This is a genomic window from Legionella genomosp. 1, from assembly GCF_900640215.1.
GTDB classification, from domain to species: domain Bacteria; phylum Pseudomonadota; class Gammaproteobacteria; order Legionellales; family Legionellaceae; genus Legionella_C; species Legionella_C quinlivanii_A.
Genome location: NZ_CAAAJH010000012.1, coordinates 83902 through 108704, shown reverse-complemented (window position 1 = coordinate 108704; position 24803 = coordinate 83902). Strand labels below are relative to the sequence as shown.

Genomic DNA, 24803 nt, shown 5'->3' with positions numbered 1-24803 from the left:
TGGAACCACCTGATCCCATCTCGAACTCAGAAGTGAAACAGACTTGCGCCGATGATAGTGTGGAGTTTCTCCATGTGAAAGTAGGTCATCGCCAGGGCTTTATTGCAAAGCGGCTTTCGAGCCGCTTTTTTTTTGTCTGAAAAAAAACTCCAAACCTTCCTGCAGACGGAAATCCTGTCGTCTTTGCGTCGCTAACGCTCGCAATGTCGGTTCTTTTTGTATCTCTTTATTCACGGTGTATATCCAGTTGAGTCTGGCTTGATGGCAGTACCTATGTACTTCGGCTTGTACCCAAATTGCCCCCTCTCCCTCTGGGAGAGGGTTGGGGAGAGGGCAAATCAGTCTCTCAGATACATATCTTTTAATCTGACATAATGTTTCGCTGAATATTCGAGTTGTTCCAACTCCTGCTCAGTGAGCGGCCGAACTTGCCGCGCAGGATTACCAAGATATAAATTGCCGGATAAAAGGCGCTTCCCGGGTGACACTACACTGCTGCAGCAATCATAACATGATGCTCCACATGAACAGCGTCCAGTATTAATGCTCCCATGCCGATCAGACAGTAATCTTCAATGTGACAGGCATGCAGAACGGCTTGATGGCCTACTGTAATTCCATTTCCCAGAATCAACTTCCTGCCACCGGCAGTAAATGGACCATCATGTGTTACATGTAAAACAGCACCATCCTGATTTGTTTAATCGGCTATTGGATAGATTCAGACGTAACTTAATCGGCTTATCTTTGATTCAAGTATTTCTCCCTCCGGATCCTGGTTTTCACCTGGGATTATAAACAGCCCAGAGGAATCATGTAACTGATCTGCTGAACGTTTCCTTTGGCTTTTACCAGTCTGTTTAATCTGCTCAAATAGGGACGTATGCTCTGTTTTATTCATAGGCTTAAGCGTGTCTGCAAGCTTTTTGCTCGTAAAGAATGCAATTTGATATTTCGATTGTATTCGGCTTATAGTTTTCTCGTCAGCCACGGGCGCGATACAGAGGATATTCCCATTATCAAACTCAACTGTTGCAGGTTTGGCGGGATCACTTTGTAAGGCTAGCACTAAATCAGCTAAAAAACGGATGGGCTGGCCATTAACACGAACAATGCGATGACTTATGCAATTTGCACCGCTGCTTAGGGCAAAACCCTCATAGCCATCGGTTTCTTCCGAAGTTAGTATGGAATGTAATACAACTATCTCGCCGAGATCTTTACTTCGGCTTAGAGCCTCAAAATCATCGAACATCCGGGGCCTTTTGGAGTTATCGCTAATCACCGTACCCCCAGCATTATAACCGGTTGTGAATCCTTCTATCATTGAAGCCGTGCAGTGGCTAAAAACAAAGGCGCCATCTTTTCCAGAAGGCTGGATATGGTATTTAATGGGTTTGTCTTGTCTGAATCCCAGCAGTCTCTGACGGCCTAATTGTCGGTTTAATACAACGGTGAGTGTTAATTCACAAAGCCCCTTGTTCTTATCATTGGCAGATGCTTCAACATTTAAATCTTGCGCCGATGATGTACTCAACTCGTCTATTACCGCATCATCAATTCTTTCAACGATTGATTCTTTTCTTAAGACTACCAGATCCAATTTACTGCCATATACTTTGCGCTGGATAAGATAACGAAAATCTATCGAATTTTCTAACTCCTCCACTTCAACATAGCCATCTGATTGAATTGAATGCCCGTCTATCTTTAAAATAATATCGCCAGGCTCTAATATACCATATGCGCAGGAGGTCTGAGGAACCCCATTAACATATATACCGGTTAAGTCCTTGCTGTTGGCATCACTTAGCCCAAGTACTGCGCGCAAAGCTGCATTTTTTAAAGTTTGCCAACTAAAAGATAGCGCTGGCACTGTGACATAATCAATAAACCCTGCCGATTTAAGTTTGCCGAATTTTCTATAGGCATTTATAGTATTCACCACAGTGATTGCCGGGATAAAATATGCAACACTACTAAGTGAACTGTACCCCTGTGTGACTATTCCAATACATTTTTCTTGACCACTCTCTTTTTCTTGTATAGTGATTGGTCCTCCACTATTACCTGGATTAATTGGTGCGCTGGTTTGCACGGTTATACCTGGGAGACCAGAAAGTGCAATTGTAGATATCTGGGTTCTTGAGATATGTCCTTTTGTGAATGACAGGCTCGTTCCACCCGCCGGATAACCATAGGCACTCACTTCTTTACCCTTAGTCTGAAATGTTGTTTCTATTGTTAACGCACTAATTTTACTTCAAGAAAGGCTTTATCTTCTGTATTAGTTGTTTCAAGAGTTGCCAGATCCATTACCGGATCAACCCAGCAGGCACGAACAGGCACTTGTGCTGAACCCTTGTCAAATTTAACTTTCATATACGTGGCATTCACAACAGCATGGGCATTCGTTATGAGATAAATTGTATTCTTATATGAGATAACCGTTACAGTTGCACTCGACTGCGTTGTTTGTCCGGTAGACCACAATACGGCATGGTTGATAGTTTGCTTATTTGCTTCGAGTCTCAAGGTTGAATTTACTAACACAGGTAATCTCTCCAGTATTCTTAATACGTCTTCTTTTGCTAATTGATTGTCAGCTGGTAAAAAATTAGATATAGGTTTTTCTTATTCTTCAATAAGTAATAAATTTGCACAGCGGATTATCCCACTTACTTTCCAGCGAGTCCAGCGTGTTTGGATGAAAATTGGTCATTTTGCAGTGTGGAGCCAGGGGCTTGCCGCTTCGTGTTTCCCATTGAATAAACTCTTCTAATGGAGTCTGTGGCTCAGCGCCTGCTGATAGAGCACGAATGCGCTCATCCGTAATATTTTCGCCTTTTTAGCCATAGAACATACAGTTTCCAATAGCTTTGAAGAGTTTACTTTGATTCCCGTTTCCTAAATGATTTGCTTGCAGTAAGATAATCTTCTTAAAGCTTCGACTGACTCATGGAGAGAATATGGTCCTGTTAGGTACACCGCATACCGAATCTGCAACTCGTTTAATGCTGCTGGGAGCCGGCGAGTTGGGCAAAGAGATTGCTATTGAAGCGCAGCGTCTAGGTATTGAAGTAATTGCAGTGGATCGCTATGCGCATGCACCGGCGATGCAGGTAGCGCATCGTTCGCATGTTGTGTCCATGCTGGATGGAGAAGCGCTGACCCGCCTGATTAAAGCAGAAAATCCGCATTTCATTGTGCCCGAAATTGAGGCGATCGCCACCAGCGCCTTGCTCGAATTGGAAAAAGAAGGCTATGTGGTTACCCCTACTGCGCAGGCGGTCCATTCCACAATGAATCGGGAAAGTATTCGCCGTCTGGCCGCGGAACAGTTAGGATTGCAAACCTCTCGTTATTCCTTTGCCAATACTCAGGAAGAATATCATGCGGCGATCCAAAAGATTGGATTGCCTTGCGTAGTGAAGCCCACCATGAGTTCCTCTGGTAAAGGGCAGAGCATCATTCGTTATTCGGAGGGGATAGAGGCTGCCTGGGTGGATGCTCTTGCAGGGGCAAGGGGTATGAAAGGCAGTGTCATCGTAGAGGAGTTTCTTGATTTTGATTATGAAATCACCTTGCTCACCGTTCGTCATCGGCAAGGCACTTCATTTTGCCAACCCATCGGCCATTTGCAGATTCAGGGAGATTATCGGGAATCCTGGCAGCCGCATCCAATGCCTGCACAGGTTCTTGAACAAGCCCGGCAGCAGGCCAAAACAGTTACCGACGCCTTGGGCGGATTTGGTCTCTTTGGGGTTGAATTTTTTATTAAAGGAAATGAGGTGTATTTTAGTGAAATCTCTCCGCGGCCCCATGATACGGGACTGGTCACTTTAATTTCTCAGGACTTGTCGGAGTTTGCATTACATCTTCGGGCTATTTTAGGTTTGCCAATTCCACATATCAGACAATATGGACCGGCGGCTTCCGCTGCTCTGCTGGTTAAGGGTAATAGTCAGAATATCGAATATGATCTTCAATCAGCACTGGAACTCCCTGATACACAAATCAGACTTTTTGGTAAGCCTGAACTGCATGGGGAGCGGCGTATGGGCGTTTGCCTGGCGCTTGGAAATTCTGTAGATGAAGCACGCGCCAAAGCCCGGCAAACCTTGAGTCAGATACAGGTAAAAATGGTGCTTTAAATTACGGAAAGCTATCTGGTATTGCAAATGATAATGATTATCATTATCATTTGTCTTGTAATCCACTTCAAAATAGTTAGATAGCTACTCGAATCTAAAAATCGAATGAAGTAGAATAGGTTATCATTACAAAGGGATGTGTTTTGTATGCTAGTAAGCCGTTTGCATCAATTCTTTGAAGACTTAAGATCTATCGCAGAACCTTGCGATATGAAATTGCTTACCTCCATGCAAGAGGATTTCGCCACGTTAAATGCGTCCTCTGAAACTGAAAAAGTTAATAACGCCACACTTGAGCTTGAACAGGTTCAGGCAAATGAAACACTCGCTGAATCACCTAAGACTATTCCCCCAGCACATCTTAATGAGGGCCAGATCAACTGCTTGCTGGGCTACTTCAATAAGCGCTGGCAGGAAGTCATCGACAAGGATTTGAATTACACCTTCGATCCTACTGGGGCCAATTTGCCTTGGGTGGAACTTGCCAGAGAATTAAGCATTGAGCTTAACATTCCTTATCTGAAAATATTGATTCCAGTTTTGATTGATCATATTGAACCGGATCTGCTCACGCGCTTAAGTAATGAGCTGGATCCCCGTACTATTTTTATAGGTGATGACGATAAATCCTGGCATCGGGTATTGGGTTTATTCAACACAATACATAAGGATGCTCATTCCCTGTATAGCTATGATACCTACAATAAATTAAGACCTCGCCCCATGACATTGAAGGAGCTCTTAAGGCTGAGAAGCCGAAAAGGGGAACTATCCTTTGAGTGGAAAGATCAGATCTACCAGAGTATCTGGGACTATATAATAAGAGAAGCCGCACCAGAATGGAAAAAGAAAGGTAAAATTCTCCAGGCTCTCAAACCATTATTGCTCCGGGTTCTGGAAGCTTATCTGCTGCTGGATGCAGAGCATGCGGAGACGACACTGCGATTCAACGAGGCTTATGGCCAATTATCGCTTCAACTGAAATTAGCCAGTGTTGAAGATGCCAATCATTTTTACGGTCTCAAATTTACAGCCGAAAATAAAGAAAGATATTTGCTGGATATTCTCCTTGATGCATCAGAACAAAAACTGGATTTTTGCTGGATAGTGGCCATGAGTCATTGGCTATGTAAAGATGGTTCATTAATCGTTAAAAATATCGCCCTGGACTCAGTGTACAGGACGCGTAAATTAGGTCCCTATTTTGACAATGCCGCATTGGAAAAATTCCTAAATCAATTGCATAGTAGTTGTCCAGCGGAGCTTTCACCAGCGCTAGATCAATTAATATCGGAGACTGCCGAAGCCTTGCCTGATGCTCTGCCCAGTGAGGAGCTAGTGCAAAAGCTAAGAGATTTATATGCTGAGCGCTTTAAAGCGGTAGTTGATAAGGAGCATGACTATTTAAGGCTACAGAATGGAGTTAATCAGCCCTGGATTGCTCTGGCACAGAATCTGGCGGGTGCTGCTTTAATAGAATCTAATTATTATCGATTCTTAATTCCTAGCCTGGCTCCTGAAAGTGATATTGAGCTAATCAGCGGTGATCCAGTAACCCATTATCCCTTGTCTCATTATATTTTGTCTGAAAATAGCCGTTACCTGATTTATCTCAGTAATTGTGTCAATCAACACACTGCGCGGCGTACTTTTTTAAATTGCAGCATCGAGCCCCCGCTTCCATTAACTCCAAAAGAAACTCAACGCCTGAATTTTGCCGCCAGTGAGTATATGAATTATTTTAATAAAGAGGTGAGGAAGGATCCTAACCCTCCATTACTTAAATCCACTGTCGACGCCGTGAGGGAGCTTGTTAAAGGCAGTGTCTATAATAATGGGCTTTTGGCTAACACAGTAGATGATTATAGAACGCAGGGACAGAACGCTGCTAAGGCTTATGCAACTTTTCGTGATTTTTTTAAGCAATTGCCGAAAGACGAGCAACAAAATCTTAATGCACAGCGCATCACTTTGGAGCGTGATGAATTCACCTTCCAGGAAATTTTTGAGCAGATTTGGGGGCAGGACAATGGGGATTGGGAGAAACAAAACCTGTGTATGGCCACCGGTGGCCGATTTTTTGCAAAGCTGGTTAGTGACCATTCATTTAAGTATTTCAATGATGAGTTAGAACAGTCTGATAGCATGGATATGCCCTATCTTAGAAACAATTCCTGGAAACGCGCTTATAAAGACAGTTTACCGGAAGACGAATGCTTAAGAAGGATCCGAATCATTCTTGTCTCGCTAATGACTCATACTTTTCATAAATATGGTCCTGAGATCCGGCTGGATCTCTGGGATTGCAAAAACAATGTTACCACCACCGGTGAAGAGATATTTGATAAATTAAAACATCTTATTAACTACGATGAACAGGAACACGTTCAATTCGATTATTACATGGTACTGGATATAGTTTCAGGCGCGTTGACAAAAGCTACCTGGTTGCGCTTTCCTGAGACCAAAGCCTGGCTTCAAAGTATACAAACGGGAAGGTTATTCAGTCCATCTACAGTCAGCTGTTTCGAGCCCGAATTATTGTTTAATATGTTGATGCCGCGTCTGCAAACCAAAGAGGCCGAGCCAGAATTACTATTGAATTTCCTGGATCAGATTTTAAAGACCATGCTGCAAAAGGAAAATGAAAATAAAATCTGGATTCGCATCAATATTAAATTTCAGAACTTCCTGCATCAATTAAAACCTGATGTGCAGAATGAAATTCTGCGACAGCTGCGAACAGCGAACAAACAACAGACTATAACTGAAGTGAAATCAACCTTTAACATACTAAGCAGTCAGTTTCTTAAAATGAGAAGTGAAATTCAGGTAGTTAAAACGAGAGCCGCGAGCCCCCGATTTTTCTCTAATGCAGTGCAGGATAATACTGTAGTAAGTAACTGCGATGAACCGGTTAGCCCGGCTTCATTTAAAGATCAGGTCATGACCTTGGGTGAATCAAAGATGGAAGATAAAAAAACATTTAGCTTTCAGTATGCAGCCTTTCTTACCAAGCCCATTCCTGATCGAAAAAGTACTCTTGCTGTTAACCAAACGACTATGGTGTACAGCTAGTCAGAAGAACTTAAAGATCCACTGCATATTGCGTTAGTATTTTTAAAAAGCTGTCATAACGTTTAGCTGAGATGTTTCCATCGTAAACGGCTTGTGTTATTGCACAGCCGGGGCTTTGCTGATGATCGCAATTTCTGAATCTGCAACTGGATGTTAAATTGCGAATTTCTCGAAAACCATAAATAATATCCTGCCGCGGCATTTCCCAAAGACCAAATTCCCGTACTCCCGGAGAATCAATTAAAGCACCGCCTTTGGGCAGATGGTAAAATCGGGAATTTGTGGTGGTATGGCATCCTAATTCGGAGCTAAGCGAGATTTCGGCTGTTTGAATGCTTTCATGCGGTAAAATCTGTGCAATAATTGATGATTTACCAACCCCGGATTGTCCTACAAACACGCTGATCTGATTTATCAGATGCGTTTCCAGAGAAGAAAAACTGTCAGGCTCAGTATTGCTAAGAAAGAGGACTGGATAGCCTATGGATTTGTAATAAACGAAGGCTGTTTTAATGTCAGCGCATTCCAGATCAGTCTTGTTAAGCAAGAGGATGGGGTTCAAACCTAAATGTTCAGTAATCACAAGATAGCTGTCCAGCAGCGACCAGGTAATCGCTGGTTTGGGGGCGACCACGATAATTAGCTGGCTTATATTGGCCGCAATCGGCTTTGATCCTCGTTTGTCCTGTTTTTCTAAAACCACTTTTCTTGGAAACCGGCTGACAATAACGCCTTGCGTTTCTCCCTGTACTTGCCAGATAACCTGATCACCCGCAACCAGCGAGTCGATATTAGGTCGGATGAGGCAATGAATAATTTTGCCCTTTTCGGTTTCCACTTCGGCATGCTTTCCATAGCGCGTGACCACTAATCCCTGATGATTCAAGTCGTTCAGCGGATGTGTTTCTTCCAGGAAATCAGCCTGAATTTTCTGAATACGGGCTGCTTGCTGTTTATTTATTCGTCTTTTACTCATAAGGGAAAGCTGATGTATAATCCTGAACGGTTCGCTATCCTGAATAGCCACTCAATAATTGGATTATAATTATGAGAGGTACTACATGGTAGTTGTTCAATCTTACGCTGTTTATCATTTAGCTATTATACAACATCCAGGATGATTTATTAATGAAAATCTATTTAGTAGGAGGCGCTGTCCGCGATCAGTTATTAAATTATCCTGTCGCTGAGAAAGATTGGGTAGTAGTTGGGGCAACCCCGGAAAATTTGTTGGCAAAAGGCTACAATCGAGTCGGGCGTGATTTTCCGGTGTTTTTACACCCCGAAACGCGCGAAGAATATGCACTGGCAAGAGCTGAACGTAAGTCAGGGCATGGCTATTATGGATTCGAGTGTGATTTTACACCCGAAGTGACTCTGGAAGAGGATTTACAGCGCAGGGATTTAACCATTAACGCGATGGCGATGGATGAAGCCGGCAAGCTTATTGACCCCTATCAGGGGAAACGTGATCTTGAAGCAAAAATCCTGCGGCATGTGTCGCCAGCATTTATTGAAGATCCCGTTCGAGTACTCAGAGTCGCACGTTTTGCGGCAAGATATCATCACCTGGGGTTTAAGCTGGCGGATGAAACGCGGTTGTTAATGTATAAAATGGCCAAAAATGGCGAGTTAAATCATTTGATTGCCGAAAGAGTCTGGCAGGAATGGCAACGCAGCCTGACGGAGAGAAATCCCGAGATCTTTATTTTAACATTGCGGACCTGTGGGGCATTGGAAATCGTGTTGCCCGAAATCAATCGCTTGTTTGGAGTGCCTAATCCGCCGCATCATCATCCCGAAATTGATAGCGGTGTGCACACCATGATGGTTCTGGCAAGGTCAACTGAATTAACAAGCGATCCGCTGGTTCGTTTCGCGGCTCTGGTTCATGATCTGGGAAAAACAGCGACGCCAATGGAAGAGTGGCCCAAACACCGTCAGCATGAGGAGCGGGGCGTTCCAATAATTGAACAATTATGTCAACGCCTGAGAATTCCGGCTGAGTATCGCAAATTAGCGGTTCAGGTATCTCGATTGCATTTATTGATCCATCGGATCAGAGAATTGAGGCCGGTCACTATTGTGAATGTACTGGAGCGGGCTGATGCCTTTCGACGACCACAACTATTTGAGCAGTTGCTATTGGCTTGTCAGGCTGATGCACAGGGCCGAGGCAAGAAAAGCGAATATAAACAAATTGAAAACTGGCGATATGCCTTGCAACAATGTGCTAAAATTTCCGCTCAGAAATTAATTGAGCAAGGCTACACAGGGGCAGACATTAAAACTGGATTGCATGCGCATCGAGTGGCTTGTGTCGACTTAATTGTAAAATTTTGGAAAAATAATGAGAAATAACAATAATCTGATTTGGATTGACCTGGAGATGACTGGCTTAAATCCAGAGGTTGATCGCATTATCGAAATCGCAACGGTTGTAACTGATTCCAGGCTTAACATTCTTGGAGAAGGGCCGGTGTTTGCTGTTTCGCAAAGTGAAGAATTGCTTCTCGGAATGGACGAATGGAATACCAGGCAGCATAATCAGTCAGGCCTGGTACAGCGTGTACGAGACTCCAAAATAACCGAGGCGCAGGCTGAGCAGAAAACTATTGATTTTCTAAGCCAATATCTGGATCGCGGAAAATCGCCAATGTGTGGGAACAGCATTTGCCAGGACAGGCGTTTTCTCTATAAATATATGCCAAATCTGGCTGAGTTTTTTCATTATCGCAATCTGGATGTCAGTACTTTAAAAGAGTTAGTCAAGCGCTGGAATCCCCGGTTAATGGATGGCCTCATAAAAGAATCCAAGCACTTGGCGCTCGATGACATTAAAGATTCAATAGCCGAGCTGGTTTATTATCGGCAGCACTTTATTAATTTATCAGGTGACACGCATGTATAAACGTGAGCAGTTAACTCTTCCCAATGAGGCCGGCAAGCTATTGTTGCACTCATGTTGCGCTCCCTGTTCAGGGGAGGTGATGGAAGCGCTGGTTTTTTCAGAAATTGATTTTACTATTTTCTTTTATAATCCCAATATTCATCCTGTGCAGGAATATGAAATTCGCAAGCAGGAAAATAAAGCGTTCGCAGAAAAGCATAATATTCCATTCATCGATGCCGATTATGACAAGGATAACTGGTTTGAACGCGTTAAAGGTCTGGAGTGGGAGCCTGAGCGTGGTAAACGCTGCACTGCCTGTTTTGATATGCGCTTTGAACGCACAGCGCTTTATGCTCATGAGCATGATTTTCCGGTGATCTGCAGCTCGCTGGGGATATCCCGCTGGAAAGATATGAATCAGATCAATGACTCAGGCACCCGGGCAGCCAGCCGTTATCCTGGAATGGTGTATTGGACCTATAACTGGCGCAAGGACGGCGGAGCCGCGCGCATGTATGAAATTGCCAAACGTGAAAATTTTTATAAACAGGAATATTGCGGCTGCGTGTACTCTTTGCGAGATACTAATGCCTGGCGAAAGAAAAATGAACGTGAGCGAATCAAAATCGGCATAAACTATTATGAAAATGAAAGTATCAATGACAGTGCAAAACCACAGGATGAAAAATGACTACTCAGGACAACCACTCTCACCACGACCATGATCATTCCTCACATGGGCACAGCCATCCTGCTCCCGCTTATAGCAGAGCCTTTTTAATTGCGATAGTTGCCAACGGCATTTTTGTGGTTTGCCAGATTATTTTTGCTATTATCGCTAATTCATCAAGCTTGCTGGCGGATGCTATCCATAATCTGGGTGACGTGCTTGGCCTGATATTGTCCTGGATAGCCAATAGTCTTTTGACACGAAGTCCGACCGATAAAACCACTTATGGATTGAAAAAGACCTCTATTATCGCAGCCCTGACCAATGGGATTTTGCTGGTTTTCACCTGCGGAATTATTGCGACCGATGCGGTTTATAAATTATTTTCAGAAACAGAAGTGCAGGCGGTTTCGGTCATGATTGTGGCCGCGATTGGAATTCTGGTCAATGGGGCAACTGCCGCCCTGTTTATGAAAGGAACCGACGATCTGAATATTAAATCCGCTTTCCTGCACCTTTTGTATGATGCCTTCATTTCAGTGGGTGTTGTCATTTCTGCGGCTATTCTCTACTGGACCGGCTGGCAATGGATTGACCCCGTGGTGGGTATTTTGATTGCAGTGATCATCATTAAAGGAACCTGGTCATTATTTAAAGACAGTTTCCGATTATTAATTGATGGTGTGCCCACTGGCATTTCCCTGATTGCTGTGCGGGATCAATTGGAAGCGATTCCCGGAGTAAAGCAGGTGCATGATTTACATGTCTGGGCTTTGAGTACTCGTGAAAATGCGCTTTCGGTGCATTTGTGGATGCCTGAGCAAGTGTTGAGCGATGAACGGCGTCGGGAAGTGGTTAGCATGCTGGAAAAAAGCCATAATATTACTCATGTCACCATACAGGTAGAAAGCAGCCTTGAGTATTGCGAGGATGCTTGCTCACCGAATGAGCGTTAATTCCCTACAAGCAGACTGCTTTATGAATAAAGCAATCCAGACTTAATTCTGGATTGCTGTTCAGGCTTAAATAACCGCAACTATTCGTTGAAAAAGCTTCCATCAATTAACTTCAATCCCTGCCGAAATGCCTGACAGGCCTCATGCTGTTCCCCAAAGCGCTCATATAAGGCGCCTATTTCTGCGTAGGCTTCCGGACTGGGATGCAAAGCAAGACTGTTCTCAAAATAACTGCGCGCTTTACCCCAAAGGTGTTGGGCAATACATAAACGTCCCAGGGTCAACAATAGGACAGAGGAGTTCGGATGCTTCTTGATAAAACTTTCAGCGAACGGTAGTTGCTGTTCATTCACATGGATCTGGCCATAAAGTTTAATGAGTTGCTCATTAAATTGCTTGCGTAAGCTGCGGCGCAAAAGGGCTTCTGCCTGAGCCTGTTGATTGTCTTTAATCAGATAACTGCAGTACTGTGCCATCAAATCGGGAGAATCTTTAATCGCTTTCGGCAGGCTTTGTACCAATGCATCCAGTTCCTTTCGTTGGGAAAGACGAATGCAATCAGCCATCGCCTGTTTGTAGGCATGTAGCTGTAACTGCTCATATTCTGCGGCTGAAACAATATTATTTCGTTTAAGCTCCGGCAGCAGCGCTATTAGTTGTGGCCAGTCACGAACTTCCTGGTAAAGGTGCATCAGTAGTTTCAACACATAGGGATGACGTGGTGCCAGGTCCTGCAGATGTCGCAGGGTGGCCAGGGCCTGTTCCCACTGCTGATTAGCCAGTTGTAACTGCGCCTGGGTCAGTTCCACGGCTATTCGAGCTTCAGGCATGGACTGCTGTGCTTCGCGAAGATAATCATCTCTTAACTGGCTATCGCCCATTTCCTGGGCAGCTCTGGCCGCGGTCAAATAATTTAGTAAGGGGGTATCGGTATCGGGAAGCGCTTTGATTAAATGGGTCTTCGCTGCATCCCAGTATCCTTCGCTAAACTCAATGAGCCCTTTTCTCGTTTTGGCCTGTGCAATCTGTGCGCGTCGGCGGGCACGCCAGGCACGATAGTTCGAGCGCGAATGACATAGTTTTTGTACAAAAAGAATCAGCCAGTGCAAAAGAAAGAAACAAAGAATGATTCCCAAAATAGCAAACCATAAGGTAGTTTCTATAGTCCAGTGATTCACAGCAATTAGCAGATAACCTGGATCATGATTCAACTGGATACCAAGAACTATTGCAAGCAGTAAAACGACCAGCCCAATAATTAGTCGTGTCATGGCTGTGCTCCATCCGGGGTCGATTGATTGACCGTAGAGTTTTTCTGGTTATCGATGAACTGGTTTAACAAATTAAGTGATCCATTCACCAGAGGGCGTTGATTTTCCAACGAAATTCCTCTTAGCTTTTGCAAGTCACTCAGCAAGGCCTGCGTTGGACTTGCGGAAACATCGAAAATACGATTAATTTCCTCAATAGCTTGCTTGAGTGATTGGGTGTAGACGGCACTATTATGCTCCAGTAAAGCCCATTGTGCTTCCTGAAGATTCATGCGAATGCTTTCTCGCAATGCTTCCTGATGCAGCGGAGAAAGAATAGGCTCTACATCATCATCGTGTTTACGAACGACAATTAATTTTTCAAGCAGTTTCATATTTTCACGTAATTTGGATTTCCAGGCACTGGATGAGTCTTCATCAGCAGGGGCCACATTCTCCTCAGAAAGATTATTAATTCCCTGTTTAAGAGGAAGGGTGGAAACCATTTGCTGAGCGGCATCTAACTGACTCAGGAGTCCTGCCAAATCCAGTTTGGGGATCGCCTTGATTGCCGTAATCTCAGTGGCAATGGTTTGCCGGATTTTGAATAATTGCTGATCAGACACATCCTGCAAAACGGTATCCGCTGCTTGCAGAAGTGCGATTGTTGTTTCCTGGCTGTCACTCCAGTGGGCATTAATTTGAGCCAGTTCCAGATAATATTTCGCTTTTTGAAGCAGCCAGTCCTGACGTTGGTAATGGCGTTGCCGCAAGGCTTTATGCAGGCTTTGATTTAAATTGCTGACCTGTTGCTGAATGCTTTCTTTTGAGAGCTGCAGGGTTTGGCCGAGATTTGCCAAATTGGCTGTCAGTTTTGTCTGCTCTTGTTCAAGGGCTGCAAATCTTGTCTGTAACTTCCCTTTCTGATCGCCTGCAGACTGTTGGAAATGGTTCACCTTGAAAAAACTAATCAGCGATAAAATAAGGGCAATCGCTGCAGCCAGGCCAATAATCAGAGTTGCAAAATGTTGCTCGTAGACTGAAGGAGAGGCTGTTTTAGCCTTTTGCTGCGGGCTTGCTTCAAGGGGTTTAGGTTGAGGAGATTCATTTTTCGTGGTCATTGGCGAATCCTTGTTTGAATTGATACAGACTATCCAGAATTTTATTATGGCTGTGATTATTTCTCTGCACCTGATTTACAGGCCTCTTCTGCCAATCGGCGGTTAATCACCAGCCAGAGAATCGTTCTTAAGCAATGATGAGCCAGTTGGCCAGATAACTTAGAACTATTGTACATTCCCTGCTGACTAGTAAACAGTATAATATCGACTTCACTATTCTGCCATACCCGCAGCAATTGACAGGGTGAGTGGTAAACCCTTAAACCGGACAAGTCTATCAGGAGTGAACTAAAAGTAATTGCCGAGCGCCATTTTTCAGAAGGTTTTCAGCACAGGACTCTGCGATAGCTGTTGCCGCTTCAATAGCTCCTGATTGCTCATCGGCAATAACCTGGCTTCCATCGAGATTTAGAACTCTGGCCTGAAGATGCAACTGGCCTTCACCTGCTGGTTGACAGAAAACTGCCAGAGGCACATGGCAATTACCGCCAAGCAGTGCATTGACTTGTCTCTCCGCTTTCACACAAGCCGCCGTCAATTCGTCATTTAAAGGGCTTAAAAGGCCAAGTAACTCCTGATCGTCTTCCCGGCACTCGATTCCTAGCGCGCCCTGGGCGCAAGCGGGTAACATCAGCGCAGGATTAATGACTTCACAGATGACATGTTCTAAGCCCAGACGTTCCAGGCCTGCGGCTGCCAGAATAATTGCATCGAGGGACTCATTCTGCAGCTTTTCCAGACGAGTATTAATATTGCCACGCAAGGGAACGATTTCCAGACCGGGTTTCCAGGCCAGTAGCTGCGATTGCCGGCGCAGGCTGCTGGTACCGATTCGAGCCGTCCCGGGTAAATCATTCATATTGGAAAATTGCGTGCTCACCAGCGCATCCAGAGGATTATCCCGTTTACAAATAACAGGAAGGTGCAAAGCAGGGGGAAGCTCTGCCGGTACATCCTTGAGCGAATGAACCGCTAAATCGGCCCGCTTGTCCAATAAAGCCTCTTCCAGCTCTTTAACAAACAGGCCTTTCCCGCCCAGAGTTTGCAATTTACTCTGGGTAAATTTATCACCTGAGGTGAGCATCGGCACCAGTTCGTAGGAAATATCTGGCCAGTGCGATTGAAGTTGTTTACCTATAAAATTAGCCTGCCACAAGGCCAGCTGACTTTTTCGGGTTGCAATACGTAAAGTTCTCGCCATGTTCGTGAAATTCATCCAAAAGTCTATGATAACATGAGAGAAGACCAAGCGCTAAAGACAAATCGTTTAACTCTGACTACAATCCGCCAGTTGACTTTGGCTTACAGCTTATTTAACAATTTAAAGCTTGTCCGTAAGAGAGTTAGAGACACAGCCATTTAGTTAAAGAATTATGTAGGTTGGGCCCTTGGCCCAACAAGCGTTTGACCACTCCAGAAATCAATGTTGGGCCAAGGGCACAACCTACAGGCTGCTATAAGCTATTAAGCTACGTCCATCGGACAAGCCGAGAGACGTAGGGAGTTGGAAAGGGATTTCCAGTTAACAGGCTCTTTCAAGGATTGAAAGTATTGTGATGAAGCTCAGAGGATTAACTGCTTATTTTAAGAAGGCGATTCAGTACAACTCGCTGTATGCCACACATCAACTGTTCCCCTTAGGCCTCATTATTTTTGTCAGTTTTCCCGTGTTTTACTGGATTTGGACTGAGTGGTTTCCTCAACCTTATGAAGCACTGGGATGGCGTTTGGCTGGGAGTCTGCTAGGCTTGGGACTCATGTTGGGAAATTATTGGCCTGTTCGCTTAAAGCCCTTTCTGCCTGCCTACTGGTTTTTCTGTTTGCTGTATGCCTTGTCTTTTTTCTTTGCCTATTTCTTTCTAATGAACAATGCCAGTGTCATTTCCGCCATGTCACTTTTATGCAGCATTTTTTTGCTGGTGCTTCTGGTGGAGCTGCCGGTGTTATTGCTACTGGTAGCGATTGGATGGAGTGCGGCTTTGCTGCTTCATTATTTTAGTTCGCCGATCTCCTATTTTGGGGAGGAACATATAGAAATGCTGGTGATGATCATTTTTGTGATTATTGCCGGCTCAACAGTTAACTATAAAACCTCTTTACTCCAGCAGCAGCGCCTGGATGGGATTCTTGCGGCAGCAGGAATGATTGCTCATGAACTCAGAACGCCCCTTCTCGGTATAAAAAGCGGTACCAAGGCTATTGAGCAATATCTACCTGTTTTAATTCAGGGCTATTATTTAGCGAGACAGCATAATCTGCTGGAACCTGTGGCTCGTGAAGCCCGTATTGCGCAGATAGCCGGCACTCAGGAGCGTATTATTCATGAGATTGATTATGCGAATACCATTATTGATATGCTGCTGGTTAAAGCAGGCCGCGAAAAATCACTTGAAAACTGTGCGCTTGAAGAGTGTTCAATAGCTGAATGTGTAATGGAAGCATTGCAACGATATCCTTTTAAATCAGCTGCCGAGCGTAATCAGATTTACTGGGAAGGTAATTTCACATTTAAGGGATCGAAGCTTTTAATGCAGCATGTTTTATTTAATTTATTAAAAAATGCCCTTTATGCGATAGCTACCGCCCAAAAAGGGGATATCCATATCTGGGCTGTAAGTGGCGAGCGGTATAATTGCCTCTATTTTAAAGATACGGCCAAAGGAATGACCCGAGAACAATTAAATCGGCTTTTTAATCATTTTTATACCACCACTTATATGGGAACAGGCCTGGGATTGTCTTTTTGCAAATTGGTTATGAATCGATTTGGAGGCGATATTTTATGTGAAGCCAAAGTGGGCGAATTTACCCAGTTTATGTTGTTTTTTCCGATTAGCCAGGAGACATACTAAATCAATAGTTTTCCCATAAGTATCCAAATCGTGAAAATTAATCGCCTGTTTTATTTGAAAAATTGAACAATCATGTTATTTTTATAGACAGTCATTAGGAATTTTAGTGTTAGCGGGTTGAGTAAAAGCGAAAATTGCCGCTATCAACCATTCGCTGAACAATAGTAATTAAGGGACATGGCTCTTGTAACTCACCATGTACGTAGGTTTTTATAAAGGACGCTTGCTCAGGAGGAGCCATGCAACATCTCTCAATACCTACCTGTTATTTTCCAAGCACCGCATTGTTTATCGATGATAGCCGGGATTTTCTGCTGAATTTTGTATTGCAACTCGATGAGGGATTGGCATATCGCATATTTGATTCTCCTTTCGACGCACTCGATTTTCTGGATAAAAAACGTTGCCAGTTAGAGGCATTGAACGAGAGCTGTACTGATCAGGTCGAAGAGATAAGAGAAGGTCATTCCACCAGTTTGAATATGAATGATAATCTGGCGGCAATTCATGCCGAGATCTACAACCGTAACCGATTTACCGAAGTGTCGGTTATAGTTGTCGATTATGCGATGCCAGGGATGGATGGGCTGGAGTTCTGCCGTCGTCTTGCCAACACCAATATCAAAAAAATTCTTTTGACTGGAAAAGCGGATGAGAAGCTGGCTATTCAGGCTTTTAATGAAGGATTAATTCATCGCTACATCCATAAAAGTGATGCGCAGGCTGCGGAATTGATTACTAAAAGTATTAATGAGCTGCAACAGCAATATTTTCAGGCGATGTCAGATAATCTTGTCCGAATGCTTAATATTCCTGTTCCCCATTGCTTGCGCGATCCCAAATTCAGCTATTTTTTCCGTCAATTATGCAGAGAAAAAGGGATTGTGGAATATTATCTTGCGGATTACTCGGGCAGTTTTATGCTTTTAGACGACGATGCGAATGTCAGCTTCCTAGTCATGAAAACACTTGCTGATCTGGAGACCCATTTTAATCTGGCTGAGCGCAATGGAGCGAGCAGAACCGTGTTGGATGAATTGTCGAGGGGTTTGAAAATTCCATGTTACTGGCAGAAAGATGACAATATGCCCGAATGGAATGACTGGTTCTCCTGCCTGGTGCCTGCTCAAAGGCTGGACGCTAATCATACCTACTTCTATTCCTATGTGTCAGGCCCAATTTTGTTTGATGTCCATGAGGAAAGGGTACAGTCCTATCATCAATATCTCGAAGAAATTGATGCGGAGGAACTATTGCTTTGATAGAAAAGGGAAGTTCTTTATCAAGGCCTGTCGTAAGCCTTGATAAATGAAATCAGCGGCCCAACGATGACACGCAGCCATAACAGGCCTGTGACTGGCCGGTCATAAATGCCCAGTAGCGATCTCCATAGGACCAATGCCAGTATTCCGTTGGATAATTGACAAAACCCGCAGATAATAAAGCCCTGCTCATGATGTCGCGATTGGCGCGGGCCCTTTCGGAGATAGAGCGGCTGTTGGTTGTTGAAATATGCGCATCGATATCCGTCATCCAGTCTTTAGGGTGAATACCCATGTCAAGAGGATTTCCCCTTTCATCAAGCAAATAGACATCAATCGCCGCGCCAGTTCCATGAGGAGGAACATTTTTAGTTCCATCCAGATTAATTACAGGTGAAATAAGCTTCATGGTTTCATTAAAGCGCTCTTCGTGAGACCAATCAGGATGTAAAGCCTGTAGCTGCTCGTAGCGCTCATCAAACAGCGCTTTCTGTAAATCCAGGCTCCGATAGGCTTCATACAGACAGAACTGAAGTCCGGCGGGTAACAAACTTTGCGCCTTGAGCAGCCGGTGAAACACTTCCTCCCGCATTTGAGTATAATCGGTATTATCAGGGATCTCCGGTGACGGGCCAATGAGGATTCGATTGTCCCCTTTAATATCAATCAGAGGATTGTGATTTTCCACAACTGGAACAGCCAGCACCTCAGGCGCTGCGATTAATACAATCGGTTGATTCACTTCCATCTTTAAACTCCCTTAAAACAATAGAAACTGTGGTCTTTGTAACTCCTCGCTACGTCATCCTGAACGCAGTGAAGGATCTCCTGAATCTGGCTCAGTTCCAGGCAGTTTGAGATCCTTCGCTGCGCTCAGGATGACGTACCGGCAGGATGACGTACCGGGGAAGTTACATTTATTTTAAACAAATCTCCATAACCGTTACCGGAAGATCTCGACAGTGATCCATTGCAATTTTTTTCCAGCCCAGTCTTTCATAATAAGCAGGGATTGTTGGGTCAAAGCAAAAAAGAAATAATTCCGTGTATCCCATGCTGCGGGCTTTCTCTTTTGCTGCCTCAATCAGCATGCGTCCAATACCTTGTCTCTGGTAATCAGAGTCAACTACCAATGCCCCTAACCAAGGGCACAAGTCAGGCCTTATTCCATCATTTTGCCGCAAACTGCACATGCCCACTGCCTGATCATTAATAATCGCCACCAGGGTCAATGGCATTTCACTATCATTTAAATGAGTAGTAAAGCGTTCTTTGGCTTGAGCAATTGAAAACTCAGGAGCCCAGATCGAGGCCAATTCCTTATGCCAGATTTGAGCTAGTTGTGAGAGTTTTTCCGGCTGATCTTTTAACAGGACGATTTTAATCATATAGTCCCTGGCGGTTATGTAACTTTAATTCGGCCTGTTGCCGGGGTTGCCCCGAACGGCTTAACTCACAAACCCCTACAGAGATAAGACCGATAACGGCACCAAAAATGTAATACCAGGCGGGGGCAATTAGATTCCCGGTTTTCTCGGTTAACCACATCATAACCAGAGGTACCGTGCCGCCAAACACCGAAATACCGATATGAAAGGCGACCCCAAAACCGCTGTAACGATAGGAACGGGGGAACAGGGAGGTCATATAGGCGTTCAAAGGCGAGAACGTAATGGCGATGAGCAGAGTCAGAATGACTAATGCCAGTACTATGAATAAGCTGTTATTTGAGGATAATAAATAATAGGCAGGGATTGCTAAAATTATAATACCGAGCATTCCCGCGATGATAATTTTTAAATGCCCCGTTTTATCAGCCAGCCAGGCGAAACAGGGTTCAATCAATGCGTCGATTAATAACGCAAAACTGATCGCAAGGGTGGCGAAGCTTAGTGGGATATTAAAATAGTGATGCAGGTAAGCCGCTGAAAAAACATAGGTGCCAAATGTCATAATGCCGGTTAACCAGGCGAGTCCAATCACTCCCAGTATGGCCAGGGGTTTTTCGCGAAGAGCCGCCAGAAAGGGCTGTCTTTGTTTCTCTGCCTCGTGAATCTGGATAAACTCGGGGGTTTCTTCAAGTGAGTTTCTTAAGTAGAAAATGAACAGTCCTAAAATGCCGGCCAGCACGAATGCCAGACGCCAGGCCCAGTCGGGCATAAAGGATGCGGTAAAGAAAGAAGCGGCAAGCCCTGCCCCAATAGAGCCCAGACTATAGGCGGAACTGGACAGGCAGCCGTATAGGGCCTTTCGGTTTGCCGGCGCATGTTCGATTAAAAACAGCGTTGAGCCTGTGTATTCACTGCTGGCAACAAAACCCTGCAGGATTCGCAACATCGTAATGAAAATAGGCGCCGCTATTCCGATAGCAGAATAAGAGGGTACTAATCCGACCAGGGGAGTAGGAACGGCCATTGCCAGGATACTTAGCATTAAGGCGTATTTCCTGCCGAAGCGATCGCCAATATAACCGAAAAATAAGGAGCCTAGCGGTGCTAGCAGGTATCCTACCGCCAATACGCCAAAGGCGCTAAGCAGCGCTGCGAACTGGTTTTCTTTTGGAAAATAGTTTGAGGCGATAATCGGGGCGAAATAACCAAAAAGTGCAAAGTCGTACCATTGAAGACCTGTGCCGGCAATGGCCGTAAATAATATTTTGATGGGATTTGAAGCGCGCATAAGTTTTTATCAAAAATAAAAACCCGATTTTATCTGGAGAGCGTTTGTTTCGGCAAGATTTAAACAAGTTTTTACTGTAAGGGTGACAGGGGTTTGAATTAAGTCACATCGCCCATATATTACTCAACAGGGCTGCCAGAATCTTCCTTGACCACCTTTTGGCAAGGCCAGATTTGAATCCATATCACCGTTCGGAAAAAAATGAACTGATTAGATAAAGTTATGCTGTAAATCTAAATAAAGTGCTGTATAATGCCGGACTATTTTTAACCCTTTTTAAAGTGTATAAGACTGCTATGGCTGATTTAAATCAATATAGAAACATCGGCATCTTCGCCCACGTTGATGCTGGAAAAACCACTACTACCGAACGGATCCTCAAGCTCACCGGCAGAATCCACAAAATGGGTGAAGTCCACGAAGGGGAGTCAACAACCGACTTCATGGAACAGGAAGCCGAGCGCGGAATTACTATTCAGTCAGCAGCAGTCAGTTGCTACTGGAAAGGTACTCGTTTCAATATTATCGATACCCCAGGACACGTCGACTTTACTGTAGAGGTTTACCGCTCACTGAAAGTACTTGATGGAGGTATTGGTGTATTCTGTGGTTCAGGTGGTGTTGAGCCTCAATCAGAAACCAACTGGCGCTATGCGAATAATTCTAAAGTATCTCGTTTGATTTTTGTAAACAAACTGGATCGTATCGGCGCGAACTTTATCAATGTCACTGAGCAGGTTAAAAAGGTACTCGGTGCACACCCACTGATTATGACTCTGCCGATAGGCTTTGAAGACAGTTTCAAAGGGGTAGTTGACTTATTAACCCGTAAAGCTTACGTCTGGGATGAATCAGGACAGCCAGAAAATTATACGATTACTGATGTACCGGCTGATATGCACGATGATGTTGAGATGTACCGCGCTCAGCTTATCGAAACTGCGCTGGAAATGGATGATGATTTATTAATGGCCTATCTGGAAGGAGAAGAGCCGTCCATTGAAGATATCAAGCGTTGTATCCGTAAAGGTACGCTTGAACTTGCTTTCTTCCCGACTTATTGCGGTTCGGCCTTCAAGAATAAAGGGATGCAATTATTACTGGATGCAGTCGTTGACTACTTGCCTGCTCCTCACGAAGTGAATCCGCAGCCTTTGACTAATGCTGAAGGTGAGCCAAATGGTGAGTTCGCTATCGTTTCTCCTGATGAACCATTCCGTGCTCTGGCGTTCAAGATTATGGACGACCGTTATGGCGCGCTGACCTTCATCCGGGTTTACTCAGGACGATTGAATAAAGGTGATACTATTCTTAACTCCTTTACCGGCAAAACAGAACGCGTTGGCCGAATGGTTGAAATGCAGGCGAATGAGCGTAATGAATTGCAAAGTGCGGAAGCAGGCGACATTATTGCTATCGTCGGTATGAAAAACGTTCGTACAGGTCACACACTTTGTGATCCGGATCACGAATGTACACTGGAAGCGATGGTTTTCCCTGAGCCAGTGATTTCCATTGCGGTTTCACCGAAAGACAAGACTTCTACTGAAAAAATGGCGATTGCCATTGGCAAGATGGTTGCTGAAGATCCTACCTTCCGGGTTGAGACTGATGAAGATTCCGGTGAAACGATTCTTCGTGGTATGGGTGAGCTGCATCTTGATATTAAAGTGGATATTCTGAAGCGTACCTATGACGTTGAACTGATAGTAGGTCAACCTCAGGTTGCTTACCGTGAAACCATTACTAAAACGGTTCACGACAGCTATACTCACAAGAAGCAATCAGGTGGATCTGGACAGTACGGTAAAATCGATTACACGATTGAACCAGGTGAGCCGAATAGTGGATTCACTTTTGTAACTTCTGTTGTGGGCGGTAACGTACCTAAAGAGTTCTTCCCTGCGATTGAGAAAGGGTTTCGTTCAATGATGGATTCAGGTACATTGGCCGGCTTCCCCTTATTAGACGTTAAAATTAATCTGACTGATGGTGGATACCACTCGGTAGACTCTTCAGCAATCGCGTTTGAAATTGCGGCGAAAGGCGCTTTCCGTCAATCCATACCTAAAGCGGGTCCTCAGCTGCTTGAGCCTATTATGAAGGTTGACGTGTATAGCACTGAAGAAGATGTTGGTAATGTGATTGGTGACTTGAACCGACGACGCGGCATGATTTCTGGTCAGGAGCCAAGTGCTGCGGGTGTTCGCATTAAAGCCGATGTTCCTCTCTCAGAAATGTTTGGTTACATCAGTACCTTACGTACCCTGACTTCAGGTCGAGGCCAGTTCTCAATGGAATTCTCTCACTACTCTCCTTGCCCAGCTAATGTGGCAGAAGCAGTAATTGCCAAAGAAAAAGAGAAGAAAGCTGCCAAAGCCTGATTCGCGTCATTTAGAAGCCCTGCAGGATCAGACTGCAGGGCTTTTTTATTTTACTCGATTGCGCTAACCGGCTAACTTAAATAAGCCATTCAGATATTGGGATCTCCCGGTACTGATTCTCTAAATAATGCCCAAGCAAATTCTCAAAATCATAACCATAGCGCTTAATGAAGTTTTGTTGCCAGATACTGCCATTTTGCTGTTTAAGCAGACGATGATGAATAATTTCCAAATAAAAATCGATATCTGCTCTGACTATGCCCAAACCTTCCAGACCTTTTCTGGCTAAAGGTAGAAAATCATTTAAAAGATGAAGCGCATCAACTTCGATCCCATTCCACATAAGCCGTGCTCGAAGACCAAAACAGGCTGCCTGATAAAAATTGGCATAACTCTCTTTGAAGGGAATTAATGAGGCTTCAGGCTCATCACGATTTGCAAAGAAATAAACCAGGCCATAGAAAAAAGCGGCATTAGCAATCATGTCGACAATACTTGGCCCGGAAGATAAAGGTCGGTGCTCTATTCTTAAGTAAGGTTCATTATGAGTATTAAAATCAACAATTGGCCGATTCCAGCGATATACCGTGCTATTTTGCTTTCGTAAGTGGAAAAGATGGTGGCTGGGTTCTCCTTTTGCCACTTCGGGCAGAAGATACGGGTAGTTATTTAAATTAGCTTTAAATAATGAGAAAAAACTATTCTTAAGATAATGAGGCTCAAAGAAAGCGCAATTCTGATAAGGAGAAGGAAACCTATATAATTGTTCAAAAATTGCGATTCTTGATTCACTCCATAGCTCCTTACCATAAAAAAAGGGCGCGTTAGCGCAAAGTGAAAGCAAAGGAGCAGAAAGCATCTGCATGGTATTATAGTATGTAACGGATTGCTCAGGGCTAACCTCCAGATGAAGTTGCAACGAGGAAATGAGCCCTTCGACTGATAAAGATTGCGGCTGGAAAATGAATTCTTCCTCGGCACCATTCAGTTTTAACGATAAAGGCAGCCCCTGCCGATATTTAGACACATTGTCATTCATAAGCCGATATGAAGGATGGGGGGTTATATATTCGTGTGCGGAATGACATTCTTCGGCTTGTGGCATAGAGCCGATTAGCGCCAGGTGAACATTGTGTTTATGCGCCAGACTGCAGCATTTTGACCATGTTGAAAAAACACTCTGATGCAGATCCGATAAAAAATTGTCGCATAGTGGAAACACCGCAGTATTTATTTCCAGTTGAGAGGCCCCTGCTTCTGGAATAACATTGGGATCGTTTAATTGCTGTGTAAATAACTGATTCTGAGGGACTAATTGATAATTGTTATCGAGAAGGAGAAATTCAATTTCTGCGCCGACTTTTAAACCCTCTGTCTTGAAATATTCGCGTTTGAACCAGATGTTTAATAGTTCAGTCTCTGATATTAGATAATTTTTAAAAGCATTTTTGTTGTAATCATAATGTGCTGCTATTTCAGTTTTCATGATATCCCTCGAGTTAAT

The 24803-nt window shown here is 44.1% G+C and carries 20 protein-coding genes, 1 rRNA gene and 1 pseudogene; 10 read left to right on the top strand and 12 right to left on the bottom strand.

The window, feature by feature from the left end:
- Positions 1-97, top strand: a 5S ribosomal RNA gene (gene rrf, locus E1O89_RS11760); the annotation flags it as partial.
- Between the two features lie 241 nt (positions 98-338).
- Here the strand turns inward: rrf and E1O89_RS11755 are convergent.
- The 3 genes and pseudogenes from E1O89_RS11755 to E1O89_RS11745 form a co-directional block, all read right to left on the bottom strand.
- Positions 339-694 (bottom strand): annotated as a pseudogene (locus E1O89_RS11755) (gamma carbonic anhydrase family protein); the annotation flags it as partial.
- Between the two features lie 27 nt (positions 695-721).
- Complete coding sequence (locus E1O89_RS11750) at positions 722-2209, bottom strand: S1C family serine protease (RefSeq protein ID WP_165483145.1); 1488 nt, start codon at positions 2207-2209, stop codon at positions 722-724.
- A gap of 35 nt (positions 2210-2244) precedes the next feature.
- On the bottom strand, positions 2245-2553 hold the full coding sequence (locus tag E1O89_RS11745) for a hypothetical protein (RefSeq protein ID WP_133140329.1): 309 nt from the start codon (positions 2551-2553) through the stop codon (positions 2245-2247).
- Positions 2554-2969: 416 nt separating this feature from the next.
- Here E1O89_RS11745 and purT point away from each other — a divergent pair, with 416 nt between their 5' ends.
- Together purT and E1O89_RS11735 are read left to right on the top strand one after the other, a co-directional pair.
- Positions 2970-4154 carry a formate-dependent phosphoribosylglycinamide formyltransferase gene (gene purT / locus E1O89_RS11740; RefSeq protein ID WP_133140328.1) on the top strand — a complete coding sequence of 395 codons (1185 nt, stop codon included), beginning with the start codon at positions 2970-2972 and terminating at the stop codon, positions 4152-4154.
- Between the two features lie 147 nt (positions 4155-4301).
- Positions 4302-7232 (top strand): hypothetical protein, encoded by a 2931-nt coding sequence (locus tag E1O89_RS11735; protein ID WP_133140327.1) that lies wholly within the window; start codon positions 4302-4304, stop codon positions 7230-7232.
- Positions 7233-7242: 10 nt separating this feature from the next.
- On the opposite strand, the gene rsgA is transcribed toward E1O89_RS11735, so the two are convergent.
- A complete protein-coding gene (gene rsgA / locus E1O89_RS11730; RefSeq protein ID WP_133140326.1) occupies positions 7243-8208 on the bottom strand; it encodes a ribosome small subunit-dependent GTPase A in 966 nt (321 codons plus the stop codon).
- Positions 8209-8360: 152 nt separating this feature from the next.
- Here rsgA and E1O89_RS11725 point away from each other — a divergent pair, with 152 nt between their 5' ends.
- Genes E1O89_RS11725 through E1O89_RS11710 form a run of 4 tightly spaced genes read left to right on the top strand, consistent with a single transcriptional unit; the run spans position 8361 to position 11751 of the window.
- Complete coding sequence (locus tag E1O89_RS11725; protein WP_133140325.1) at positions 8361-9593, top strand: multifunctional CCA addition/repair protein; 1233 nt, start codon at positions 8361-8363, stop codon at positions 9591-9593.
- Complete coding sequence (orn, locus tag E1O89_RS11720; RefSeq protein ID WP_133140324.1) at positions 9583-10143, top strand: oligoribonuclease; 561 nt, start codon at positions 9583-9585, stop codon at positions 10141-10143. The genes E1O89_RS11725 and orn overlap by 11 nt, the downstream gene beginning before the upstream one ends.
- Complete coding sequence (locus E1O89_RS11715; RefSeq protein WP_133140323.1) at positions 10136-10816, top strand: epoxyqueuosine reductase QueH; 681 nt, start codon at positions 10136-10138, stop codon at positions 10814-10816. The genes orn and E1O89_RS11715 overlap by 8 nt, the downstream gene beginning before the upstream one ends.
- On the top strand, positions 10813-11751 hold the full coding sequence (locus E1O89_RS11710; RefSeq protein WP_133140322.1) for a cation diffusion facilitator family transporter: 939 nt from the start codon (positions 10813-10815) through the stop codon (positions 11749-11751). Before E1O89_RS11715 ends, E1O89_RS11710 begins: the two co-directional genes overlap by 4 nt.
- 80 nt (positions 11752-11831) lie before the next feature.
- Here the strand turns inward: E1O89_RS11710 and E1O89_RS11705 are convergent, their stop codons facing one another.
- From E1O89_RS11705 to hemC, 4 genes are read right to left on the bottom strand one after another with little or no spacing between them, the layout of a single operon-like run.
- Entirely contained in the window at positions 11832-13022 is a 1191-nt protein-coding gene (locus E1O89_RS11705) for a heme biosynthesis HemY N-terminal domain-containing protein (RefSeq protein ID WP_133140321.1), read from the bottom strand.
- Positions 13019-14122, bottom strand: coding sequence for a uroporphyrinogen-III C-methyltransferase (locus E1O89_RS11700; protein ID WP_133140320.1), 1104 nt, complete (start codon positions 14120-14122; stop codon positions 13019-13021). Before E1O89_RS11700 ends, E1O89_RS11705 begins: the two co-directional genes overlap by 4 nt.
- A 56-nt stretch (positions 14123-14178) precedes the next feature.
- A complete protein-coding gene (locus E1O89_RS15460) occupies positions 14179-14394 on the bottom strand; it encodes a hypothetical protein (RefSeq protein WP_165483144.1) in 216 nt (71 codons plus the stop codon).
- A gap of 5 nt (positions 14395-14399) precedes the next feature.
- Entirely contained in the window at positions 14400-15338 is a 939-nt protein-coding gene (hemC, locus tag E1O89_RS11695) for a hydroxymethylbilane synthase (RefSeq protein ID WP_133140319.1), read from the bottom strand.
- A gap of 340 nt (positions 15339-15678) precedes the next feature.
- Between hemC and E1O89_RS11690 the strand changes: the two genes are divergently transcribed.
- Positions 15679-16974: a sensor histidine kinase gene (locus tag E1O89_RS11690; protein ID WP_233013939.1), complete on the top strand. Its 1296-nt coding sequence runs from the start codon at positions 15679-15681 to the stop codon at positions 16972-16974.
- A gap of 239 nt (positions 16975-17213) precedes the next feature.
- Positions 17214-18236: a response regulator gene (locus E1O89_RS11685; protein ID WP_133140317.1), complete on the top strand. Its 1023-nt coding sequence runs from the start codon at positions 17214-17216 to the stop codon at positions 18234-18236.
- Between the two features lie 52 nt (positions 18237-18288).
- On the opposite strand, the gene E1O89_RS11680 is transcribed toward E1O89_RS11685, so the two are convergent.
- The 3 genes from E1O89_RS11680 to E1O89_RS11670 form a co-directional block, all read right to left on the bottom strand.
- A complete protein-coding gene (locus E1O89_RS11680; protein WP_133140316.1) occupies positions 18289-18984 on the bottom strand; it encodes a M15 family metallopeptidase in 696 nt (231 codons plus the stop codon).
- 169 nt (positions 18985-19153) lie between these two features.
- On the bottom strand, positions 19154-19624 hold the full coding sequence (locus tag E1O89_RS11675; protein WP_133140315.1) for a GNAT family N-acetyltransferase: 471 nt from the start codon (positions 19622-19624) through the stop codon (positions 19154-19156).
- Positions 19617-20915, bottom strand: a complete 1299-nt coding sequence (locus E1O89_RS11670) for an MFS transporter (protein WP_133140314.1) — start codon at positions 20913-20915, stop codon at positions 19617-19619. Before E1O89_RS11670 ends, E1O89_RS11675 begins: the two co-directional genes overlap by 8 nt.
- Before the next feature lie 296 nt (positions 20916-21211).
- On the opposite strand from E1O89_RS11670, the gene fusA reads away from it, so the two are divergent.
- Positions 21212-23299: an elongation factor G gene (fusA, locus tag E1O89_RS11665; RefSeq protein ID WP_133140335.1), complete on the top strand. Its 2088-nt coding sequence runs from the start codon at positions 21212-21214 to the stop codon at positions 23297-23299.
- A gap of 76 nt (positions 23300-23375) precedes the next feature.
- On the opposite strand, the gene E1O89_RS11660 is transcribed toward fusA, so the two are convergent.
- Positions 23376-24785: a hypothetical protein gene (locus E1O89_RS11660; RefSeq protein WP_133140313.1), complete on the bottom strand. Its 1410-nt coding sequence runs from the start codon at positions 24783-24785 to the stop codon at positions 23376-23378.
- Between the last annotated feature and the right edge of the window lie 18 nt (positions 24786-24803).

What these genes read in the sequence shown, in the direction of transcription:
- purT (WP_133140328.1), top strand. Translation starts at nt 2,970, where the DNA reads ATGGTCCTGTTAGGTACACCGCATACCGAATCTGCAACTCGTTTAATG.
- E1O89_RS11735 (WP_133140327.1), top strand. Translation starts at nt 4,302, where the DNA reads ATGCTAGTAAGCCGTTTGCATCAATTCTTTGAAGACTTAAGATCTATC.
- rsgA (WP_133140326.1), bottom strand. Translation starts at nt 8,208, where the DNA reads ATGAGTAAAAGACGAATAAATAAACAGCAAGCAGCCCGTATTCAGAAA.
- E1O89_RS11725 (WP_133140325.1), top strand. Translation starts at nt 8,361, where the DNA reads ATGAAAATCTATTTAGTAGGAGGCGCTGTCCGCGATCAGTTATTAAAT.
- orn (WP_133140324.1), top strand. Translation starts at nt 9,583, where the DNA reads ATGAGAAATAACAATAATCTGATTTGGATTGACCTGGAGATGACTGGC.
- E1O89_RS11715 (WP_133140323.1), top strand. Translation starts at nt 10,136, where the DNA reads ATGTATAAACGTGAGCAGTTAACTCTTCCCAATGAGGCCGGCAAGCTA.
- E1O89_RS11710 (WP_133140322.1), top strand. Translation starts at nt 10,813, where the DNA reads ATGACTACTCAGGACAACCACTCTCACCACGACCATGATCATTCCTCA.
- E1O89_RS11705 (WP_133140321.1), bottom strand. Translation starts at nt 13,022, where the DNA reads ATGACACGACTAATTATTGGGCTGGTCGTTTTACTGCTTGCAATAGTT.
- E1O89_RS11700 (WP_133140320.1), bottom strand. Translation starts at nt 14,122, where the DNA reads ATGACCACGAAAAATGAATCTCCTCAACCTAAACCCCTTGAAGCAAGC.
- hemC (WP_133140319.1), bottom strand. Translation starts at nt 15,338, where the DNA reads ATGAATTTCACGAACATGGCGAGAACTTTACGTATTGCAACCCGAAAA.
- E1O89_RS11690 (WP_233013939.1), top strand. Translation starts at nt 15,679, where the DNA reads ATGAAGCTCAGAGGATTAACTGCTTATTTTAAGAAGGCGATTCAGTAC.
- E1O89_RS11685 (WP_133140317.1), top strand. Translation starts at nt 17,214, where the DNA reads ATGCAACATCTCTCAATACCTACCTGTTATTTTCCAAGCACCGCATTG.
- E1O89_RS11680 (WP_133140316.1), bottom strand. Translation starts at nt 18,984, where the DNA reads ATGGAAGTGAATCAACCGATTGTATTAATCGCAGCGCCTGAGGTGCTG.
- E1O89_RS11675 (WP_133140315.1), bottom strand. Translation starts at nt 19,624, where the DNA reads ATGATTAAAATCGTCCTGTTAAAAGATCAGCCGGAAAAACTCTCACAA.
- E1O89_RS11670 (WP_133140314.1), bottom strand. Translation starts at nt 20,915, where the DNA reads ATGCGCGCTTCAAATCCCATCAAAATATTATTTACGGCCATTGCCGGC.
- fusA (WP_133140335.1), top strand. Translation starts at nt 21,212, where the DNA reads ATGGCTGATTTAAATCAATATAGAAACATCGGCATCTTCGCCCACGTT.
- E1O89_RS11660 (WP_133140313.1), bottom strand. Translation starts at nt 24,785, where the DNA reads ATGAAAACTGAAATAGCAGCACATTATGATTACAACAAAAATGCTTTT.